The following is an 18,779-nucleotide window of genomic DNA, read 5'->3' as shown; positions in this document are numbered from 1 at the left end:
ATGAGCAATTAGTTTGGCTGCGCCGTTCGTCAGAAACGGCGCGAGCCCAAGCGTCACGCGGGGTAGCGGGGTGTGAAAAAAATTATTGCGAATCGCCGGAGGCAATTTCTGCAGGATACGTCGTACGCCACAGCTCAAAGCCGCCGTCCAGGCTGTAGACGTCGGAGAAGCCCTGGCTGACCAGGTAGGCGGCTGCGCTCTGGCTGGAATTGCCGTGGTAGCAGGCCACGATCAGCGGTGCATCAAGGTCGGCGGCACGGATGAAATCAGCGATGTTGACGTTGTCCAGATGCTGGGCGCCAGCGATATGGGCGGCGGCGTAAGTAGGCTGGTCGCGGATATCGACCACCACTGCACCTTGCTCGCGCAGGGCCTGGGCTTGTTCGGGAGGGATACGTTTGAATTCGCTCATGGCGGGCTCCTATGGCCTGGCTGCAGCCGGCAGGGTAACGGGAAGAGTGGGTTGGCACTGGCAGCCGTGGCGCTCGCCGGTGTCGATGTTCATCAGCGTCATGGCGCCGCCCCACACGCAGCCGGTGTCGAGGGCAAACACGCCAGGTTCGTCGCACTTGCCTTCAAGGGCGGCCCAGTGACCAAAGATGATCCTGGTGTCGCGGGTCTTGCGTTCCTTGTGGGCAAACCATGGTTTGTAGCCGGGCAGTGCCGTGTCGGCGCCTTCCTTGCTCTTGAGGTCCAGCTTGCCCTCGGCGGTGCAGAAGCGCATGCGTGTGAAATAGTTGGTAATCACCCGCAGGCGGGCGACGCCGGTAAGGTCGTTGTCCCACTTCACTGGCTCGTTGCCATACATGCCGTCGAGGTAGGCGGTGTACAGGCTGTCATCGGCCAGGGCGTTTTCGACTTCGGCGGCGCACTTGAGGGCTTTTTTCAGCGTCCACTGCGGCGGGATACCGGCATGGACCAAGGCCATATTGCGGCTTTCGTCGTAATGCATGATCTTTTGCCGACGCAGCCAGTCAAGCAGTTGTGCGCGATCTGGCGCTTCGAGGATTTCGCGCAGGGTATCGCCCTTTTTCAGGCGCTCGATGTTATTGCCGGCCGCCAGCAGGTGCAGGTCATGGTTGCCCAGTACGCACACCAGGGAATCCCGCAGGCTATACAGGTAACGTAGCGTTTCCAGGGACTCGGGGCCGCGATTGACCAGGTCGCCGACCAGCCACAGGCGATCGTTGGCCGGGTCGAAGGCCACCCGTTCAAGCAGGCACTTGAGAGGCTCCAGACAGCCTTGCAGGTCGCCGACCGCGTACGTTGCCATCAGTGCAGGGCGCCTGGTACGGCGAGGCGGAAAGGCTTGATGATGGCGTCGAACAGTTTGCCATCAGTGGCTTTCATCTGATACGAGCCTTGCATGGTGCCGACCTTGGAGGTCATTACCGTGCCGCTGCTGTAAGTGTGGCTGGCGCCAATGTCGATCAACGGTTGCTGGCCGACAACGCCTGCGCCGCGAACTTCCTCGACCTGACCGTCACCGTCGGTGATCACCCAGTGGCGTGACAGCAGCTTGGCCGGCACCTGCCCGTTGTTTTTCACCGTGATGGTGTAGGCAAAGGCGAAGCGGTTCTGTTCAGGTTGCGATTGGTCCGCGAGGAAGCGGGTGACGACGCTGACGTCGATCTGGTAGCGAGGATCGGACATGCAAGAGGCCTTAAAAGCAAAAGCGGAGGACAGCAGATGCGGATCAGTCTAGGCCAAGAGGTGGGCACTAGGCCAGACATGTGTCTGGCCATGCCTGGGGGTTTCAGTCGGCGACTGGCGCAGGCTGGATGGCAAGTTGGTCGGCCAGGCGCACGAACGCGGCGAGGTCCAGTTGCTCGGGACGCAGGCTGCCGTCGACGCCGGCTGCTTCGATCTCGGCGTTGCTCAGCAGGGCCTTGAGTGTGTTGCGCAGGGTCTTGCGGCGCTGGTTGAACGCCTCACGCACCACGCGTTCCAGCAATTTGTGATCCTTGGCCGGGTGTGGCAGCACGGCGTGAGGCACCAGGCGCACGATGGCCGAATCGACCTTCGGCGGCGGGTTGAATGCGCCCGGGCCGACATTGAACAGGTGTTCGACGCGGCAGTGGTACTGAACCATGATCGACAATCGGCCCCAATCACCACCACCAGGGCCGGCAGCCAGGCGTTCCACCACTTCTTTTTGCAGCATGAAGTGCATGTCGCGGATGATCCCGGCGTTGTTCAGCAGGTGGAAAATCAGCGGTGTGGAGATGTTGTACGGCAGGTTACCCACCACACGCAGGCTATTAGGCGCGGCGTTGAGGGTATTGAAGTCGAACTTCAGTGCATCGCCCTGATGCAGGTTGAAGTTGGGCTTGCCGGCGAACTGCTGGTTGAGGATCGGGATCAGGTCCTTGTCCAGTTCCACCACGTCCAGTTGGCCGCCACTGGCGAGCAAGCCTTGGGTCAGCGCGCCCTGGCCCGGACCGATTTCCAGCAGGCGGTCTTCTGGCTTGGCATGGATGGAGCGCAGGATACGGTCGATCACGCCTGCGTCGTGCAGGAAGTTTTGCCCGAAGCGCTTGCGCGCCCGGTGTTGGTAATGCTCGGTCATATACGGGTCTCGGCCATCTGATAGGCGGTTTCCAGGGCCACGTGCAGGCTGCCGGTATCGATCTTGCCGCTGCCTGCCAGGTCCAGGGCGGTGCCATGGTCGACGGAGGTGCGGATGATCGGCAGGCCCAGTGTCACGTTGACTGCGGCGCCGAAGCCTTTGTACTTCAGCACGGGCAGCCCCTGGTCATGGTACATCGCCAGCACTGCGTCGCAGTGCTCCAGATATTTGGGGGTAAACAGAGTGTCTGCTGGCAGTGGGCCACGCAGGTCCATGCCTTCCAGGCGCAGACGCTCCAGGGTTGGTTCAATGATGTCGATTTCTTCATGGCCCAAGTGTCCGCCTTCGCCGGCGTGGGGGTTGAGCCCGCAGACCAGGATGCGCGGTTGGGCGATGCCGAATTTTTGTTGCAGGTCGGCATGCAGGATGCGCGTAACGCGCTCCACACGCTCGGCGGTGATGGCGTCGGCAATGTCGCGCAATGGCAGGTGCGTGGTCACCAGGGCGACCCGCAGGCCGCGTGTGGCCAGCATCATGACGACTTGAGCGGTGTTGGTCAGCTCGGCCAGGAACTCGGTGTGGCCGGAAAACGCAATGCCCGATTCGTTGATCACGCCCTTGTGGACCGGCGCGGTGATCATGCCGGCGAAGTCGCCGTCGATGCAGCCTTGCCCCGCGCGGGTCAGGGTTTCCAGGACGAACGCCGCATTGGCCTTGTCGAGTTGACCGGCAACGACCTTGGCTTGCAGCGGGGTGTTCCACACATACAAGCTGCCGGCGGGCGCCGGCAGGTCGGGCCAGTTGCCCGGTGCCACGTCCAGCAGACTGACGACCACACCCAGCTGCGCGGCCCGCTCAAGGAGCAGGTCGCGGCTGGTAATGGCAATCAGGGGGTGCGGCTGGGGGTGCGAGGCGAGCAGCAGGCACAGGTCTGGACCAATGCCGGCCGGCTCGCCGGGTGTCACGGCGAAACGCTGGGGTTTCACGGCGAAACGCTGGGGTTTCACGGAGCTGCCTGGTCGGTGCCTGTTTGCTCGGCGCCTGGCAGCTTGTTTTCCACGTAGGCTTCGTCACGGATCTGACGCAGCCAGGTTTGCAGCTCTTCGTCGTATTTGCGGTTACGCAGTACGTTCAACGCCTGCTGCTCGCGGGCCTGGCTGGTGTTGTCGGTGGCGCGACGACCAAGGACTTCCAGTACATGCCAGCCATATTGGGTCTTGAACGGCTTGGACAGTACGCCTTGCGGAGTATCGGCCATTACCTGCTGGAACTCAGGCACCAGGGCTTTCGGGTCGATCCAGTTCAGGTCGCCGCCGTTGAGGGCGGAACCTGGGTCTTCCGAGAAGCTCTTGGCCAGGGTGGCGAAGTCTTCACCGCTTTCGATGCGGTCATAGATCTTCTGGGCCAGTTCCTTGGTTTGGGCCTCGGTGCGGATTTCGCTTGGTTTGACCAGGATATGACGAACATGCACTTCGTCTTTCAGCGAGGTCTCGCCACCGCGACGTTCCAGCAACTTCAGGATGATGAAGCCGCCTGGGGTGCGGGCTGGCTGGGTGATGCCACCCACTTCCATGGCACTCAGTTCACGGTCGAACGGAGGTGGCAGTTGAGCAGCTTTACGCCAGCCCATATCACCACCTTCAAGGGCGTTGTCGCTGCCGGACTGGGCAATGGCCATCTGGGCAAAGTCAGCGCCGGCTTTCAGGCGATCATAGATAGCCTGGGTTTTCGCCGCCGCCGCATTCAGTTGCTCGGAGTTGGCACTGTCCGGCGTCGGAATCAGGATATTGGCCAGGTGCAGTTCTTCGGAAAGCTGCATCTTGCCCAGGTCCGAGGCCAGGAAGTTCTTCACTTCCTGCTCGGATACCTGGACCCGCTCGGCAACGCGACGCTGGCGCACACGGCTGATGATCATTTCGCGGCGGATCTGGTCACGGGCGTCTTCATACGAAAGACCATCGTGGGCCAGGGCCGCGCGGAATTGATCAATGCTCATGTTGTTGCGCTGAGCGATGGTGCCGACCGCCTGGTTCAGTTCTTCGTCCGAAATGCGGATGCCGGAACGCTCGCCGATCTGCAGTTGCAGGTTTTCGACGATCAGGCGTTCCAGTACCTGCTGGTCCAGCACGCTGGTCGGTGGCACGCCACCGCCACGCTTGGCGATGGTTTGCTGCACTTCCTTGACGCGCTGGTCCAGTTGGCTTTGCATGATCACGTCGTTATCGACGATGGCCACTACTTTATCCAGTGGCTGAACCGCAGCGTGAGCCGATACGGTGCCCAGGAACAGCGCGCCCAGCACTAGCGGGCGCAGACAATCAGAAAGCTTGGTCTTCACGTTCACGATAACCTTCAATGCCTTTGTCGAGGAAGCTCTCTACCTTGGCGCCGGTCAGGCCGCCGAGTCCTTTGAGGACGATCTGCAGGAAGAGCCCGTGGTCACCCTTTTCGTTAAGCGGGGCGATCTGGCTGTATTCGTCGTTGGAAACCCAGTAACGGTTGATGACGCGCAGTTTCCAGCAGCAGTTGTCGTACTCGAAACCACCGAAGGCTTCCAGGGTACGGTTGCGAGCGTAGTCATACTGCCAGCGGGTGATCAGGTTCCACTGGGGAATGATCGGCCACATCATCGAGAAGTCGTGTTGTTGGATTTTGTAGTAATCCTTCACGTAGTTCGGATCGCCTGGTTGACCGTAGTCGCCACCGAACTGCCATTTGCCGGTCAACTGGTTGTAGACGACCTGGTCGTTACGATAGCGATAACCGACGTTGATGATCTTGTTCGGGTTGTCTTCCGGCTGGTAGTGAAGCATCGCGCTACCGGAACGAGGGCTGTGCTCCTCGGTGTCCCAGTTGTAGTCGGCAGTGGCGCGCCAGTCGCGGTTGAAGCGGAACTCGTAGTCCAGGGCAACGGGCGATACGTCGGACTGTGCATCGGCACGGTCGGCCGCCAGGATACCAGGCAGTTGTACTTCACGATCCTTGAAGTACAAAGCCTGTCCCACGGATACGCGTTGACGCTCGAAACCGTTTTCTTCGATCCACCGGCTGGTCAAGCCCAGGGACAGCTTGTTCTCGTCGCCGATACGGTCGGAGCCGCTGAAGCGGTTGTCGCGGAACAGGGACGCGTAGCTGAACGAGTATTCGCTGGTGTCGAAGACCGGGATATCGGCCTGGTCCTTGTTCGGCACGTACAGGTAGAACGCGCGCGGCTCGAGGGTCTGGCGATAATCCTTGCCAAACCAGTTGGTGTTGCGATCGAAATACAGGCCGCTGTCGACGCTGGCCACCGGAACCGCACGGTCCTGGGAGCTCTTGAAGGTGCCGCCCGCGTACTGGGTACCGGCTGCGACTGCTGCAGCCTGATCAACAAGGATCTGGTTCTTGCCGATGTTATCCAGGTCCAGGTCGTACTTGGTGTACACGTACTTGAGCTTCGGCGTTACAAAGCCGTAGGTCCAGTTCATCGGGTACTCGACAGCCGGCGCTACGTTCAGGCGCGTGCCATTGGCACGGGTAAGACCGCGGACATAAGTGTCGAGGCGGCGCTCGATGTCCCCGTTCTCATTGCTGAAATTGCCGTTTTCCAGGTCGCGATCAAAGCGTACGGCTTCGGTCTCATAACTGAAGTTCAAGCCACCCGGATGATAAGGCAGGGTACCGTTGAAGGTGATCTGCGGCAGGCGGTTATACGGCGTGACCTGGGAGATCGTTGCCAACTGGTAAGCCTGCAGGTTCAGGCGTGCCTGGAAGGTGTCACCGCGATAAGCCACGGAGCCCTGCTGGTTGACGTAGTCGCGGCTCTCGACACCTTCCTGGTAGGACTTGAGGTCCTGGAAGTAGTAAGGGTCACTGATCGTGGTGTAGTCGACCTGGGTCAGTACACGCGAATCCAGCCCGCCCTTGTGCTGCCAATTGAGCATGTAGCGGGTTTTTTCGTAGTCGGTCTGCTTCTTGCGTTCGTCGTTGTCGTCGTTCAGGTACGCGCCGCCGAACTGGCCTTCGCTGGACTTGGTGAGGTAGCGGAATTCGCCTTCCATCATCATGCCGCGCTTGGTCATGTATTGCGGGTACAACGTGGCGTCGTAGTTTGGCGCCAGGTTGAAGTAGTACGGCGTGACCAGGGTAAAGCCGGTTTCGCCGCCGGTGCTGAAGCTCGGTGGCAGGAAGCCGGACTGACGACGGTCGTCGATCGGGAAGTAGATGTAAGGGGTGTACAGGATCGGAATGTTCTTGATCCGCAGCGTCGCGTTGGTGGCCGTACCGAAACCGGTGGCCGGGTTCAACGTGATGTTGTTGCCCCTGAGCTGCCAGGCATTGCTGTCCGGCTCGCAGGTGGTGTACGTACCGTCCTTGAGGCGGATGATCGCGTTTTCGGCGCGCTTGGCATACAGCGCGTTACCGCGGATACGCGACTTGTGCAGCACGTATTCGGCGTTGTCGATCTGCGCAGCGCCGGTATCCAGTTGAACCTGGGCGTGGTCGCCGACGATCAATGCACCGTTGTCGCGCAGTCGCACGTTACCGTTCAGCTCGCCACGGTTCTCGGCCTGGTACAGGCTGGCTTCTTCCGACTCCAGCTGCATGCTGCCCTGGCGCATGACGACGTCACCGGCCAGGGTTGCGACTTGTTGTTCCTGCTCGTAACGAGAGGCCTTGGCACCGATGAAGGTGGGCGCATCGCTCTTGTTCGTCTTGTCGTTCATGCCAGGACGAGTTGGCTCGATGTACGCGCCGCCGCAGTAAGGACCGGTTTCCGCCAGCTGGGCTGCGGTCAACTTTTCGCGAGGCACCCAGTCCAAGTGGCTGTAGTCGGCGCTGCGCGAACGCAGGCCACGGCCCTTGGACTCGGTGACCAGTGCGGTCTTCGGCTCGGCTTCGGCACTGCCGCCAGCGTCGGCCTGCGCCGTGCTGTTGGCCGAGCTGACGGCTGCGCCGTCATGCACCGGGCGCGGTGGCAATGGGGCTGCGGCGGTCTTCGGCGCGCAGTCCCAGGCACCCGAAGCAGAGACTGAGCAGTCATACTGTTCCGCGGCGACCACGAATGAGGTGGCGAAGGGTTGCATGACCAGCAGACTGCCGGTTACCAGCAACGGAAATTTTCTACGAAACGCGGGGGATTTCAATGCCATCTTATTAGTCCGGGCTTCCTGCGTGCCATCTGCCCGCGGTTTGGGCCGCACGCCTCTCGATGGTCTGAAAAAGATGCGTGATAATAAAGCATGACCCGCTTGACGGCTAGCGCCGTCGGAGACCCTTGTAATGCCCGAGCAAGATCTACGTTTACAGCAGCTGGAAGTCTGGCTGGATGAGCAGTTGCCGATCCTTTTCAACGCTCAAGGCTGGGGTGCCGTACCCCCGGCCACATTGACCGCGGCCAGCAGCGACGCGAGTTTCAGGCGCTATTTCCGTTGGGAAGGCGGCGGTCGGACTTTCGTGGTAATGGACGCGCCGCCCCCTCAGGAAAACTGCAAGCCTTTCGTCGATATCGCTTATTTGTTGTCGACGTCGGGAATAAATGTTCCAAAAATTTATGCACAAGACTTGCCGCGAGGCTTTCTTTTGCTCAATGACCTGGGCAGAAAAACCTACCTGGACGTGATAAACGACGAAAACGCCGATCAATTGTTTGCCGATGCCATTGACGCCTTGCTGGCTTATCAGCAGTTGCCGATGGACGCACCACTGCCCAGCTATGACGTCGCCTTGCTGCGCCGTGAACTCGAATTGTTTCCCGAATGGTACGTGCGCCGACACTTGGGTCTCGAGCTGGATACCCGGCAGCATGCACTTTGGCAGCGTGTCAGCGATCACTTGATCGACAGCGCCCTGGCGCAACCCAAAGTGCTGGTGCACCGAGACTATATGCCACGCAACCTGATGATCAGCGAGCCTAACCCTGGCGTGCTGGATTTCCAGGACGCGGTGTATGGTCCGGTCACCTACGACATTACCTGCCTGTTCAAGGACGCCTTTCTCAGCTGGCCCCAGGCCCGTGTGCGGGAATGGCAGCGCGACTACTGGGAGCGTGCGGGCCAGGCCGGCATTCCGGTACAACCGGATTTCGAAGACTTCCTGCGCGCCAGCGACCTGATGGGCGTGCAGCGCCACCTCAAGGTTATCGGTATCTTTGCGCGCATCTGCCATCGCGACGGCAAGCCACGCTACCTGGCCGACGTACCGCGCTTCTTTGCTTATATAGAGGCGGTGCTGGACGATCGCCCGGAGTTGAGCGAACTGGCTGAGTTACTGACCAGCCTGCGCCAGCCCGCAGAGGCCGGCGTATGAAGGCCATGATCCTGGCCGCCGGCAAAGGCGAGCGGATGCGTCCGCTCACCTTGCACACCCCCAAGCCGCTGGTGCAGGCCGGCGGCAAGCGCCTGATCGAGTACCATCTGGAGGCGCTGGCCAAGGCCGGCTTTACCGATGTGGTGATCAACCATGCCTGGCTCGGCCAGCAGATCGAGCGCTACCTGGGGGATGGCGCGCAGTTCGGCTTGCGTATCCGCTACTCCCCGGAGGGCGAACCGCTGGAAACCGGCGGCGGGATTTTCCAGGCGCTGCCGTTGCTGGGGGATGAGCCATTCCTGGTGGTCAACGGCGATATCTGGACCGACTACGACTTCACCCGACTCAAGCAGCCGCTTAAGTGCCTGGCTCATCTGGTGATGGTCGACAACCCGGCACATCACCCCTCGGGCGGTGATTTCTACCTTGATCAGGGCTTGCTTCATGATGCGGCGCCCGGTGCCGATAACCTGACCTTCAGTGGCATTTCAGTGCTCGACCCCCGGCTGTTCGAGGGTTGCAACGCCGGTGCCTTCAAGCTGGCGCCGCTGCTGCGTGCGGCCATGGCGAAAGGTTTGGTAACGGGGGAACACATGGCGGGACGCTGGATTGATGTCGGCACGCTGGAGCGCCTGGCGCACGTCGAAACCCTGCTGACAGCGGGGCAGTAGCATGTTGTGGCCAGGGACGCTGATCGGCGCCGGGGCTGGCTTTGCCATTGCCAGTATTCCGGGGGCCTTGTTGGGTGCGCTGTTGGGGCAGGCGCTGGATCGCCGCCTGCAACTGCACAGTTGGGCACAGTTGCGCGAGCGCTTGGGCGGGCGTCCGGCGTTACGCAATGACGAGTTATTGTTTGTGTTGCTCGGGCGCCTGGCCAAAAGCAACGGGCGTGTGGTGGACGGGCATATCCAGCAGGCGCGGCAGGAAATGCGCTCACTGGACATGACCGAATCGGCCCAGCGCCGCGCGATTGCGGCGTTCAACCGCGGCAAATCCGGTTCCGACCGGGTACGCCGCTACCTGCGTGTGCTCAAGGCCCAGCCCCATGCGGCGGAAGGGGTGTTGCGGGCGTGCTGGCGGATGGTCTGGGCGGACGGCAAGGCGGATGCCGCCGAGCGCGACTTGATCGACCTGTGGGGGAAGTGGTTGGGCTGGACACCGCAACAGCTCCAGGCGCTGGCGGCCGACTACACACCTGAGCGCAAGCCGCTGGTCAATCGTGGCACGACCTACCAGGAAGCGTTGCGCTTGCTCGGCGTGACAGCTACCACCGAGCCGTCGGTCATCAAGCGTGCCTATCGCCGCCTGCTGAGCCGTCACCACCCGGACAAGGTGGCCGGCAGTGGCGCCACCCCCGCGCAAGTGCGTGAAGCGACCGAGCGCACCCGTGAATTGCACAATGCCTATTCGTTGATTCGCGAGCGCCGGGATTTTCGTTAGAGGCCACTATTTCACGGATAACCACATTGGTTCTGTGCTGATCCTCAGTCGGCGCTGGCCTGCGGGCTCAACCAGCCGCGAACCCGGCGATACAACTGTTCCTGCTCGGCGGCGCTGTTGCCGGGCAGGGTCTTCAATGACACCTGCTTATAGCCGTCATTCTTCAAGCGCTTCGCGGCCTGGGCGCGCGCCAGGGCGTTTTTGCGTGCTTGAGCGTTGTCTTGATAGAAGACGTCGGCCGTCGGCAGCTTCAGCGCCGGCGCCAGTTGCTGCACGTCGGGATGACGCCCGGCAGGCGTCTGGGCGGCAACCATCACGAGCTTCTGCACCTGGGAGGGTTGTTTTTCAGTCAGGTAACGCGCCGCCCACCAGGCGCCAGTGCCATGGCCCACCAGCACCACCGTGCGTGCGCTCTGGGTCTGGGCAAAAGCCACGGCGGCATCGATGCGCGCAAAGATGCGCGAGGCGTCGGTCTTGTCCTGTTCGTCTGCACCCGGGACCACCGCCGGGTCGGTGCCTTCCGCCTCGGCGCTGGCGGCTTGCTCGATCGGCTTGTCGGCGGTGCTCGCGTCTTTACTGCTGGTGTCGACGGTGGCGTTGGGTGCTTCCATGACGCGCGGTGGCAGGGTGTCCATGCTCACGTCCGGTAACGACAGGCTGAGGCTGCCCCAATTGGCATCCGGCAATTTACGTCGCAACGGGCCGATTGCTTGCGGCCAGTCAGCATTTTCGCCGGCGCCCGGTACGATAATCACCACGCCTTCGGGTTCGGCGCTGTTGGCCGGTTTCCACAGGGCAAGGAATGAATCACTGCCGGCCTGCAACTGTTGCTGTTCCTGCTGCGGGATTTTGCGTTCCAGGGCGCTGGCCTCTTCCTGGCTACGCTCGGGCAGGGATTGGCGTTCGACGGGTTTTTCGGCAGCCGGTGCCGGTGCGTCTTCAGCCTGCACAGAAAAGGCACTGGTAAACAGCAGTGACAGGCACAATGCTGGCAGTGCCGAACGGTTTCGATAGGACATCGTTGATTTCCGGCCAGAAGTGATTCCAGCAGCCTAATGGGTTGGTCAGTATTTGTCAGTGATGTGAGACGTGGATCATGGGTTTTCGCTGTCTGCTGGTTATCGGCTGTTTGTGCCTTGCCTTGATGGCCAACGCTTCCCCCGCGCCCGCCACACCGCAGGCGCAGCTGAATGCGCCGCAGCGCGAATGGCTGGCCCGGCACCCTGAGCTGCGGGTGGGCGTGGTCTTGCAGGCGCCTTACGCGCAATACGACCGACGCCTGCAGCGCTTGTCCGGGGCGAATGTCGAGTTGATGCAGTGGCTGGCCAAGGCACTGAATATCGAGCTGACCTGGCGCAACTTCCCTGATCAGGAGCAGTTGGAGGCGGCCGTACGCGACGACGAGGTGGACATTGCCCCTGGCCTGCAGCAAACCCCGGCCGGTTTGCGCCTGTGGCAGTTCACCGACCCGTATATGCGTGTGCCTCAACACATTGTCGGCATCCGCGAGGGTGGTGGTGCCGTGGAGTTGGAGAAGCTCGACGATCAATCCCGTGTTGCCGTGCGCATGCCCAGTGCTGTGGCCGATTACCTGCGTAGTACCTATCCCGGCCTCAACCTGCAAGGCGTGCCCATGGAGCGCCAGGCCTTGCAGTTGTTGGTCAGCCAGCAGGCGCGTTATGCCGTGGTGGATGAAGCGCAATTAAGCCGCTTGTCTGCAGAGGCGGAGTTCAGCGGGCTGGCGGTGGTCGGGGACATCGGCCTGCCGCAATTGCTGCGGGTCGCCACGCGGCGGGACTGGCCGGAACTGGCCGGCATCATGGAAAGTGCCCTGAGCGCGATCCCGGCCCGCGACCTGGATCAACTGCACAGTCGCTGGCTGCAACCCAAATACCCACGTTTATCCGAATCCAAAGGCCTTTGGCAGAACCTCAGCCTGCTGCTCGGCCTGTTGCTGCTCGCCAGCCTGGCCGTGGTGTTCTGGCAGCGCCGCCAGCAACGCGTGCTGGAGCACGACCTGCTGGCCGCCCGCGAAGAAAGCGCCGCCCGTGCCGCCGGTGCCGAAGCGTTGCGCTTGACGCAGTTTTCCATCGACCAGAGCACCGTCGGCATCCTCTGGGTCAACTGGGACAGCCACGTGCGCTACGCCAATCGTGCGGCCGAGAGCATGCTGGGTTACGAGCCCGGTGCACTGATCGAACGGCCGCTGGTCGACCTCGACCCGACCCTGGATATGGACCGCTGGCTCAACCTGTGGAAGCGCGCACGGACCAGCGAAGAGGGGCCGCAGAACTTCGCCACCGATTGTTTGCGCGCCGATGGCAGCATCCTGCCGGCCAACGTGTCCTTGAGCTTTCTGCGATTTGCCGAGGCCGAATACCTGGTTGTCTACCTGAATGATGTCACCGAACTGCGCCGCACCCTGGCCGCCTTGATGCAGAGTGAAGCGCAACTGCGCGAGTTATCCGCCCACCTGGAAACCGTGCGCGAAGAAGAAAAGGCCCGCATCGCCCGGGAAGTGCACGACGAACTTGGGCAAATGCTCACGGTGCTCAAGCTGGAAACCTCCATGTGCGAGCTGTCCTACGCGCAACTGGATCCTGGCCTGCATGAGCGCTTGAACAGCATGAAGCGCCTGATCGCCCAACTGTTCCAGTTGGTGCGGGACGTGGCGACGGCGCTGCGCCCGCCGATTCTCGATGCCGGGATTGCCTCGGCCATCGAATGGCAGGCGCGGCGTTTCGAAGCGCGCACGCAGATTCCCTGCCTGGTGCAAGTGCCGGATAACCTGCCGGCCTTGAGCGATGCCAAGGCCATCGGCCTGTTCCGTATCCTGCAAGAGGCGCTGACCAATGTGATGCGCCATGCCCAGGCGCATACTGTCGAACTGACCCTGGCGGTGGAAGGCACCGACCTGCGGCTGACCATCAGCGACGATGGCGTCGGTTTCGTCCAGGCCCAGGGGCGCCCGGTGTCGTTTGGCCTGGTGGGGATGCGCGAGCGGGTGCTGATCATGGGCGGGCAACTGAGCCTGGACAGTCAATTGGGCGAGGGCACCACCCTGAGTGTCACGGTGCCTTTGGATGCATAACGATAAGAGGAAGCCCTTGTGATCCGTGTACTGGTAGCCGAAGACCACACCATCGTTCGTGAAGGCATCAAGCAATTGATCGGCCTGGCCAAGGACCTGCTGGTGGTGGGGGAGGCGAGTAATGGCGAGCAGTTGCTCGAGACCTTGCGCCATGTGCCTTGCGAGGTGGTGTTGCTGGACATCTCGATGCCAGGCGTGAATGGCCTGGAAGCGATTGCGCGCATTCGTGCGCTGAGCAATCCGCCGGCGATCCTGGTGCTGTCGATGCACGATGAGGCGCAAATGGCCGCTCGCGCCCTCAAGGTGGGGGCTGCGGGTTACGCCACCAAGGACAGCGACCCCGCGCTGCTGCTGATGGCGATTCGCAAGGTCGCGGCCGGCGGGCGCTACATCGACCCGGACCTGGCGGACCGCATGGTCTTCGAGGTCGGCCTGACTGACTCGAGGCCCTTGCATTCGCTGCTGTCCGAGCGTGAATTCTCAGTATTCGAGCGCCTGGCCCAGGGCGCCAATGTCAATGACATCGCCCAGCAACTGGCGTTGAGCAGCAAGACCATCAGCACTCACAAGGCGCGGCTGATGCAAAAGCTGAATATCACCTCCCTGGCCGAGCTGGTGAAGTACGCCATGGAGCACAAGCTCCTCTAACCACATATCCAATAACGACAACCCCAAAACACCGCCGAACCCATTCTTGCCGCTTGCAGCTCGCCTCTTGCCGCTGCCCTGTCCCATCCCCGCCATCCGTGTAGGGCGATCCCTACCCCAAACCTTCCATCCGGCTGATGCCATTCTCTCCTGGCCCCCGATTTCCGGGGTCTCGCGCCTGGACTACGCTTGTGCCACAGCAGTCCAAAACACAAAGGTGCGGGTATGAGCGAGGTGGATTCAAATGATGTGCTGGTCAGCTTTCGTGGCGTGCAGAAGAGCTACGACGGCGAGAACCTGATCGTCAAAGACCTCAACCTGGAGATTCGCAAGGGCGAGTTCCTCACCCTGCTCGGGCCTTCCGGTTCGGGCAAGACCACCAGCCTGATGATGCTGGCCGGCTTCGAAACGCCGACCGCCGGCGAAATCCAGCTGGCCGGGCGCTCGATCAACAACGTGCCGCCGCACAAGCGCGACATTGGCATGGTGTTCCAGAACTACGCGCTGTTCCCGCACATGACCGTTGCGGAGAACCTCGCGTTCCCGCTGTCGGTGCGGGGCTTGAGCAAGACCGATATCAGCGAGCGGGTCAAACGCGTGCTGAGCATGGTCCAGCTCGATGCCTTTGCCCAGCGTTACCCGGCGCAACTGTCCGGCGGCCAGCAACAGCGTGTGGCCTTGGCCCGGGCGTTGGTGTTTGAACCGCAACTGGTGTTGATGGACGAACCCCTCGGTGCCCTCGACAAGCAACTGCGCGAACACATGCAGATGGAGATCAAGCACCTGCACCAGCGCCTCGGCGTGACCGTGGTGTACGTGACCCACGACCAGGGCGAAGCCTTGACCATGTCCGACCGCGTGGCGGTGTTCCACCAGGGCGAGATCCAGCAGATCGCTGCGCCACGCACCTTGTATGAAGAGCCGAAGAACACCTTCGTCGCCAACTTCATCGGTGAAAACAACCGCCTCAATGGTCGCCTGCACAGCCATACCGGCGAGCGTTGCGTGGTGGAGCTGGCGCGCGGCGAGAAGGTCGAGGCGCTGGCGGTGAACGTCGGCCAGATCGGCGGTCCGGTGACCCTGTCGGTGCGCCCTGAGCGTGTCAGCCTCAATGGCTCCAGCGAAAGCTGCGTCAACCGTTTCTCCGGGCGGGTGGCGGAATTCATCTACCTGGGCGACCACGTGCGCGTGCGCCTGGAAGTCTGCGGCAAGGCCGATTTTTTTGTGAAACAACCGATCGCCGAGCTGGACCCGGCGTTGGCGGTCGGCGACGTGGTACCGATTGGCTGGCAAGTCGAGCACGTTCGCGCACTCGACCCACTTCTAGAGGCGAATTGATCGCCCCATGGCTTCACCAACCCTGCACGTGGAGAGAACAACAATGTTGAGATCCCTGAAATATTCCGTCCTGGCCCTGAGCTTGATGGGCGCGACACAGGCCATGGCTGGCCCGGACCTGACCGTCGTGTCCTTTGGCGGTGCGAACAAGGCTGCACAGGTCAAGGCTTTCTATGCGCCTTGGGAAAGCGCGGGCAACGGCAAGATCGTCGCCGGCGAGTACAACGGTGAGATGGCCAAGGTGAAAGCCATGGTCGACACCAAGAGCGTGTCCTGGGACCTGGTGGAGGTGGAGTCGCCGGAGTTGTCCCGTGGCTGTGACGAAGACATGTTCGAGCCGCTGGACCCGAAACTGTTTGGCAACAGCGCTGACTACGTGAAGGGCGCGATCCAGCCGTGCGGCGTGGGCTTCTTCGTATGGTCGACCGTTCTGGCCTACAACGCGGACAAACTGGCTTCTGCGCCAACCAGTTGGGCTGATTTCTGGGACACCAAGAAATTCCCGGGCAAGCGCGGCCTGCGCAAGGGCGCCAAGTACACCCTGGAATTCGCCTTGATGGCCGACGGTGTTGCACCGAAGGACGTGTACAAAGTGCTGGCCGGCAAAGATGGCCAGGACCGTGCATTCAAGAAACTCGACGAACTCAAGCCGTCGATCCAGTGGTGGGAAGCCGGCGCACAACCGCCGCAATACCTGGCCTCGGGTGACGTGGTGATGAGTTCGGCCTACAACGGCCGCATCGCCGCGGTGCAAAAAGAAAGCAACCTGAAAGTGGTGTGGAACGGCGGCATCTACGACTTCGATGCTTGGGCCATCCCTAAAGGCCTGTCCAAGGAGCGTGCCGAAGCGGCGAAGAAATTCATCGCCTTCTCGGTGCAGCCGCAGCAGCAGAAGACCTACTCGGAAAACATCGCCTACGGCCCGGCCAACACCCAAGCCGTACCGTTGCTGGCCAAGGACATCCTCAAGGATATGCCGACTACGCCGGAAAACATCGCCAACCAGGTGCAGATCGACGTGAGCTTCTGGGCGGATAACGGTGAACAGCTCGAGCAGCGTTTCAACTCCTGGGCTGCTAAATAACACCGCCTAACCCTTGTGGGAGGGGGCTTGCTCCCGATGACGGTGTGTCAGGCGACACATGTGCTGACTGACCCACCGTCATCGGGAGCAAGCCCCCTCCCACAGGTTATTGCATTCATTTTCTGAATCGGAGTTTGCCATGGATATCGCCATTCCTGGCCCCACCCTCAAGCAGCGCCTGGCGCGTGCCGAGCGGCTCAATCGCTGGAAGGCCCAGGCCTTGATTGCGCCGCTGGTGCTGTTTTTGCTGCTGGTGTTCCTGGTGCCGATTGTTGCGCTGCTGTTTAAAAGCGTCGGCAACCCGGAAGTGGTGGGCGGTCTGCCGCGTACCGTAGTGGCGGTGACGGCCTGGGACGGTCGTGGTCTGCCGGGTGAGCCGGTGTACCAGGCCCTCAGTGAGGACTTGGGCGAGGCACGCAAAAACCAGACCCTGGGCGACCTGTCCAAACGCTTGAACATGGAACTGGCCGGCTATCGCAGCCTGCTGACCAAAACCGCGCGGGCGCTGCCGTTTACCGAGGCGCCTGGCTCTTATAAAGAAGCGCTGGAAAACCTCGACGAACGCTGGGGCGACCCGGCGTACTGGCAGGCGATCCGGCGTAATACCAGCAGCCTGACACCGTTTTACCTGCTGGCGGCCGTCGATCATCGCATCGACGACCTTGGCGAAGTGGCCCCGGCCACCCCGGACCAGGCGATCTACCTGGACATCTTCGCCCGCACCTTCTGGATGGGCCTGGTGATCACCGCCATCTGCCTGCTGCTGGCTTATCCGCTGGCGTATTTGCTGGCCAACCTGCCGGCGCGCAAAAGCAACCTGCTGATGATTCTGGTGTTGCTGCCGTTCTGGACCTCGATCCTGGTGCGGGTGGCGGCATGGATCGTGTTGCTGCAATCCGGCGGGCTGATCAACAGTGCGCTGATGGGCATGGGCCTGATCGACAAACCCCTGGAGCTGGTGTTCAACCGCACCGGGGTCTACATCTCCATGGTGCATATCCTGCTGCCGTTCATGATTTTGCCGATCTACAGCGTGATGAAAGGCATCTCGCCCACCTACATGCGTGCGGCGATCTCCCTGGGCTGTCATCCGTTCGCCAGCTTCTGGCGCGTGTACTTCCCACAGACGTATGCCGGTGTCGGCGCCGGCTGCCTGCTGGTGTTCATCCTGGCGATTGGTTACTACATCACCCCGGCACTGCTGGGCAGCCCGAACGACCAGATGGTCAGCTACTTCGTGGCCTTCTACACCAACACCAGCATCAACTGGGGCATGGCGACGGCGTTGGGCGGCTTGCTGCTGCTGGCGACCGTGGTGCTGTACCTGATCTACAACCGGCTGGTGGGCGCCAGCCGCCTGCGCCTGAGCTGAGGAGACCTTGCGATGCTGAGCCCTTATATGTCACCGGTGGAGCGGGTGTGGTTCTACAGCTTGCGGATCCTCTGCGGCCTGATCCTGTTGTTCCTGATCTTGCCTGTGCTGGTGATCATCCCGCTGTCGTTCAACAGCGGCAGTTTCCTGGTGTATCCGTTGCAAGGCTTCTCGCTGCACTGGTACCAGGATTTCTTCGCCTCGGCGGAATGGATGCGTGCGTTGAAGAACAGCATCATCGTCGCCCCGGCCGCCACGGTATTGGCCATGGTGTTCGGCACCCTGGCGGCAATCGGCCTGACCCGTGGGAATTTCCCCGGCAAGGCGTTGGTGATGGCCCTGGTGATTTCGCCGATGGTGGTGCCGGTGGTGATTATCGGTGTGGCCAGCTACCTGTTTTTTGCGCCACTGGGCCTGGGCAACAGTTTCTTCTCGCTGATCGTGGTGCATGCGGTGCTCGGCGTGCCGTTTGTGATCATCACCGTGTCGGCGACCTTGCAGGGTTTCAACCATAACCTGGTACGGGCCGCGGCCAGCCTGGGTGCCTCGCCCTTGACGGCGTTTCGCCGGGTAACCTTGCCGTTGATTGCACCGGGGGTGATCTCCGGCGCGCTGTTTGCCTTCGCGACCTCGTTCGATGAGGTGGTGGTGACCCTGTTTCTCGCCGGCCCCGAGCAAGCGACCCTGCCGCGCCAGATGTTCAGCGGCATCCGCGAAAACCTCAGCCCGACGATTGCGGCGGCGGCGACCTTGCTGATTGCCTTCTCGGTGTTGCTGTTGCTGACCCTGGAGTGGCTGCGTGGGCGTAGCGAGAAACTGCGCACGGCCCAGGTCTAAAGCCCACACAGCCGCCTCCCACAGGGGGGGCTGTGACCATTCAGCGCCTGAATGGAAGACAACCCGATCCAGTCAGCTACTCTTGTGCCAGCCCATCACCGATAAGAGGCCG

Annotated in this window: 17 protein-coding genes; 9 read left to right on the top strand and 8 right to left on the bottom strand. The window is 61.7% G+C overall.

The annotated features are described in order from the left end of the window. Positions 1-82 precede the first annotated feature (82 nt). The 7 genes from glpE to F6S08_RS29265 all read right to left on the bottom strand — a co-directional run bounded on the left by glpE (position 83) and on the right by F6S08_RS29265 (position 7,701). The gene (gene glpE, locus F6S08_RS29295) at positions 83-412 is read right to left on the bottom strand and encodes a thiosulfate sulfurtransferase GlpE (RefSeq protein ID WP_065925391.1); all 330 of its coding nucleotides are present in this window, start codon (positions 410-412) and stop codon (positions 83-85) included. A 9-nt stretch (positions 413-421) separates the two neighbouring features. Beyond that, positions 422-1,273, bottom strand: a complete 852-nt coding sequence (locus F6S08_RS29290; protein WP_137212405.1) for a symmetrical bis(5'-nucleosyl)-tetraphosphatase — start codon at positions 1,271-1,273, stop codon at positions 422-424. After that, positions 1,273-1,653 carry a Co2+/Mg2+ efflux protein ApaG gene (apaG, locus tag F6S08_RS29285; protein WP_027605913.1) on the bottom strand — a complete coding sequence of 127 codons (381 nt, stop codon included), beginning with the start codon at positions 1,651-1,653 and terminating at the stop codon, positions 1,273-1,275. Before apaG ends, F6S08_RS29290 begins: the two co-directional genes overlap by 1 nt. A gap of 103 nt (positions 1,654-1,756) precedes the next feature. Continuing rightward, the gene (rsmA, locus tag F6S08_RS29280) at positions 1,757-2,569 is read right to left on the bottom strand and encodes a 16S rRNA (adenine(1518)-N(6)/adenine(1519)-N(6))-dimethyltransferase RsmA (RefSeq protein ID WP_065925389.1); all 813 of its coding nucleotides are present in this window, start codon (positions 2,567-2,569) and stop codon (positions 1,757-1,759) included. Beyond that, positions 2,566-3,555: a 4-hydroxythreonine-4-phosphate dehydrogenase PdxA gene (pdxA, locus tag F6S08_RS29275; protein WP_065947457.1), complete on the bottom strand. Its 990-nt coding sequence runs from the start codon at positions 3,553-3,555 to the stop codon at positions 2,566-2,568. The genes rsmA and pdxA overlap by 4 nt, the downstream gene beginning before the upstream one ends. A gap of 17 nt (positions 3,556-3,572) precedes the next feature. Continuing rightward, positions 3,573-4,913, bottom strand: coding sequence for a peptidylprolyl isomerase (locus tag F6S08_RS29270; protein WP_315872679.1), 1,341 nt, complete (start codon positions 4,911-4,913; stop codon positions 3,573-3,575). Then, positions 4,888-7,701, bottom strand: coding sequence for an LPS-assembly protein LptD (locus F6S08_RS29265; RefSeq protein ID WP_065925387.1), 2,814 nt, complete (start codon positions 7,699-7,701; stop codon positions 4,888-4,890). The genes F6S08_RS29270 and F6S08_RS29265 overlap by 26 nt, the downstream gene beginning before the upstream one ends. Before the next feature lie 130 nt (positions 7,702-7,831). Here F6S08_RS29265 and F6S08_RS29260 point away from each other — a divergent pair, with 130 nt between their 5' ends. The 3 genes from F6S08_RS29260 to F6S08_RS29250 are packed head-to-tail and all read left to right on the top strand — an operon-like array spanning position 7,832 to position 10,297. After that, positions 7,832-8,857 (top strand): aminoglycoside phosphotransferase family protein, encoded by a 1,026-nt coding sequence (locus F6S08_RS29260; RefSeq protein ID WP_074847766.1) that lies wholly within the window; start codon positions 7,832-7,834, stop codon positions 8,855-8,857. Next, the gene (gene murU / locus F6S08_RS29255; protein WP_315872678.1) at positions 8,854-9,528 is read left to right on the top strand and encodes an N-acetylmuramate alpha-1-phosphate uridylyltransferase MurU; all 675 of its coding nucleotides are present in this window, start codon (positions 8,854-8,856) and stop codon (positions 9,526-9,528) included. The genes F6S08_RS29260 and murU overlap by 4 nt, the downstream gene beginning before the upstream one ends. Position 9,529: 1 nt before the next feature. Beyond that, positions 9,530-10,297 carry a TerB family tellurite resistance protein gene (locus F6S08_RS29250; protein WP_065925384.1) on the top strand — a complete coding sequence of 256 codons (768 nt, stop codon included), beginning with the start codon at positions 9,530-9,532 and terminating at the stop codon, positions 10,295-10,297. Between the two features lie 44 nt (positions 10,298-10,341). On the opposite strand, the gene F6S08_RS29245 is transcribed toward F6S08_RS29250, so the two are convergent. After that, positions 10,342-11,316, bottom strand: coding sequence for an alpha/beta hydrolase family protein (locus tag F6S08_RS29245; protein ID WP_315872677.1), 975 nt, complete (start codon positions 11,314-11,316; stop codon positions 10,342-10,344). Positions 11,317-11,393: 77 nt separating this feature from the next. On the opposite strand from F6S08_RS29245, the gene F6S08_RS29240 reads away from it, so the two are divergent. The 6 genes from F6S08_RS29240 to F6S08_RS29215 all read left to right on the top strand — a co-directional run bounded on the left by F6S08_RS29240 (position 11,394) and on the right by F6S08_RS29215 (position 18,667). Further along, positions 11,394-13,388, top strand: coding sequence for a histidine kinase (locus F6S08_RS29240; protein WP_315872676.1), 1,995 nt, complete (start codon positions 11,394-11,396; stop codon positions 13,386-13,388). Positions 13,389-13,406: 18 nt separating this feature from the next. Further along, on the top strand, positions 13,407-14,036 hold the full coding sequence (locus tag F6S08_RS29235; protein ID WP_027605903.1) for a response regulator transcription factor: 630 nt from the start codon (positions 13,407-13,409) through the stop codon (positions 14,034-14,036). Between the two features lie 225 nt (positions 14,037-14,261). Then, positions 14,262-15,374 carry an ABC transporter ATP-binding protein gene (locus F6S08_RS29230; RefSeq protein WP_065871779.1) on the top strand — a complete coding sequence of 371 codons (1,113 nt, stop codon included), beginning with the start codon at positions 14,262-14,264 and terminating at the stop codon, positions 15,372-15,374. 43 nt (positions 15,375-15,417) lie between these two features. Then, positions 15,418-16,458 carry an ABC transporter substrate-binding protein gene (locus tag F6S08_RS29225; protein ID WP_065925381.1) on the top strand — a complete coding sequence of 347 codons (1,041 nt, stop codon included), beginning with the start codon at positions 15,418-15,420 and terminating at the stop codon, positions 16,456-16,458. A gap of 139 nt (positions 16,459-16,597) precedes the next feature. Beyond that, positions 16,598-17,830 carry an ABC transporter permease gene (locus tag F6S08_RS29220; protein WP_065925380.1) on the top strand — a complete coding sequence of 411 codons (1,233 nt, stop codon included), beginning with the start codon at positions 16,598-16,600 and terminating at the stop codon, positions 17,828-17,830. A 12-nt stretch (positions 17,831-17,842) separates the two neighbouring features. After that, entirely contained in the window at positions 17,843-18,667 is an 825-nt protein-coding gene (locus tag F6S08_RS29215; protein ID WP_017739612.1) for an ABC transporter permease, read from the top strand. Positions 18,668-18,779 lie beyond the last annotated feature (112 nt).

The sequence above is a fragment of the Pseudomonas sp. JV449 genome (genome assembly GCF_032424295.1).
Taxonomy (GTDB): domain Bacteria; phylum Pseudomonadota; class Gammaproteobacteria; order Pseudomonadales; family Pseudomonadaceae; genus Aquipseudomonas; species Aquipseudomonas marginalis.
The sequence above is the reverse complement of the archived record's forward strand: the minus strand, read 5'-3'. Positions and strand labels throughout refer to the sequence as shown.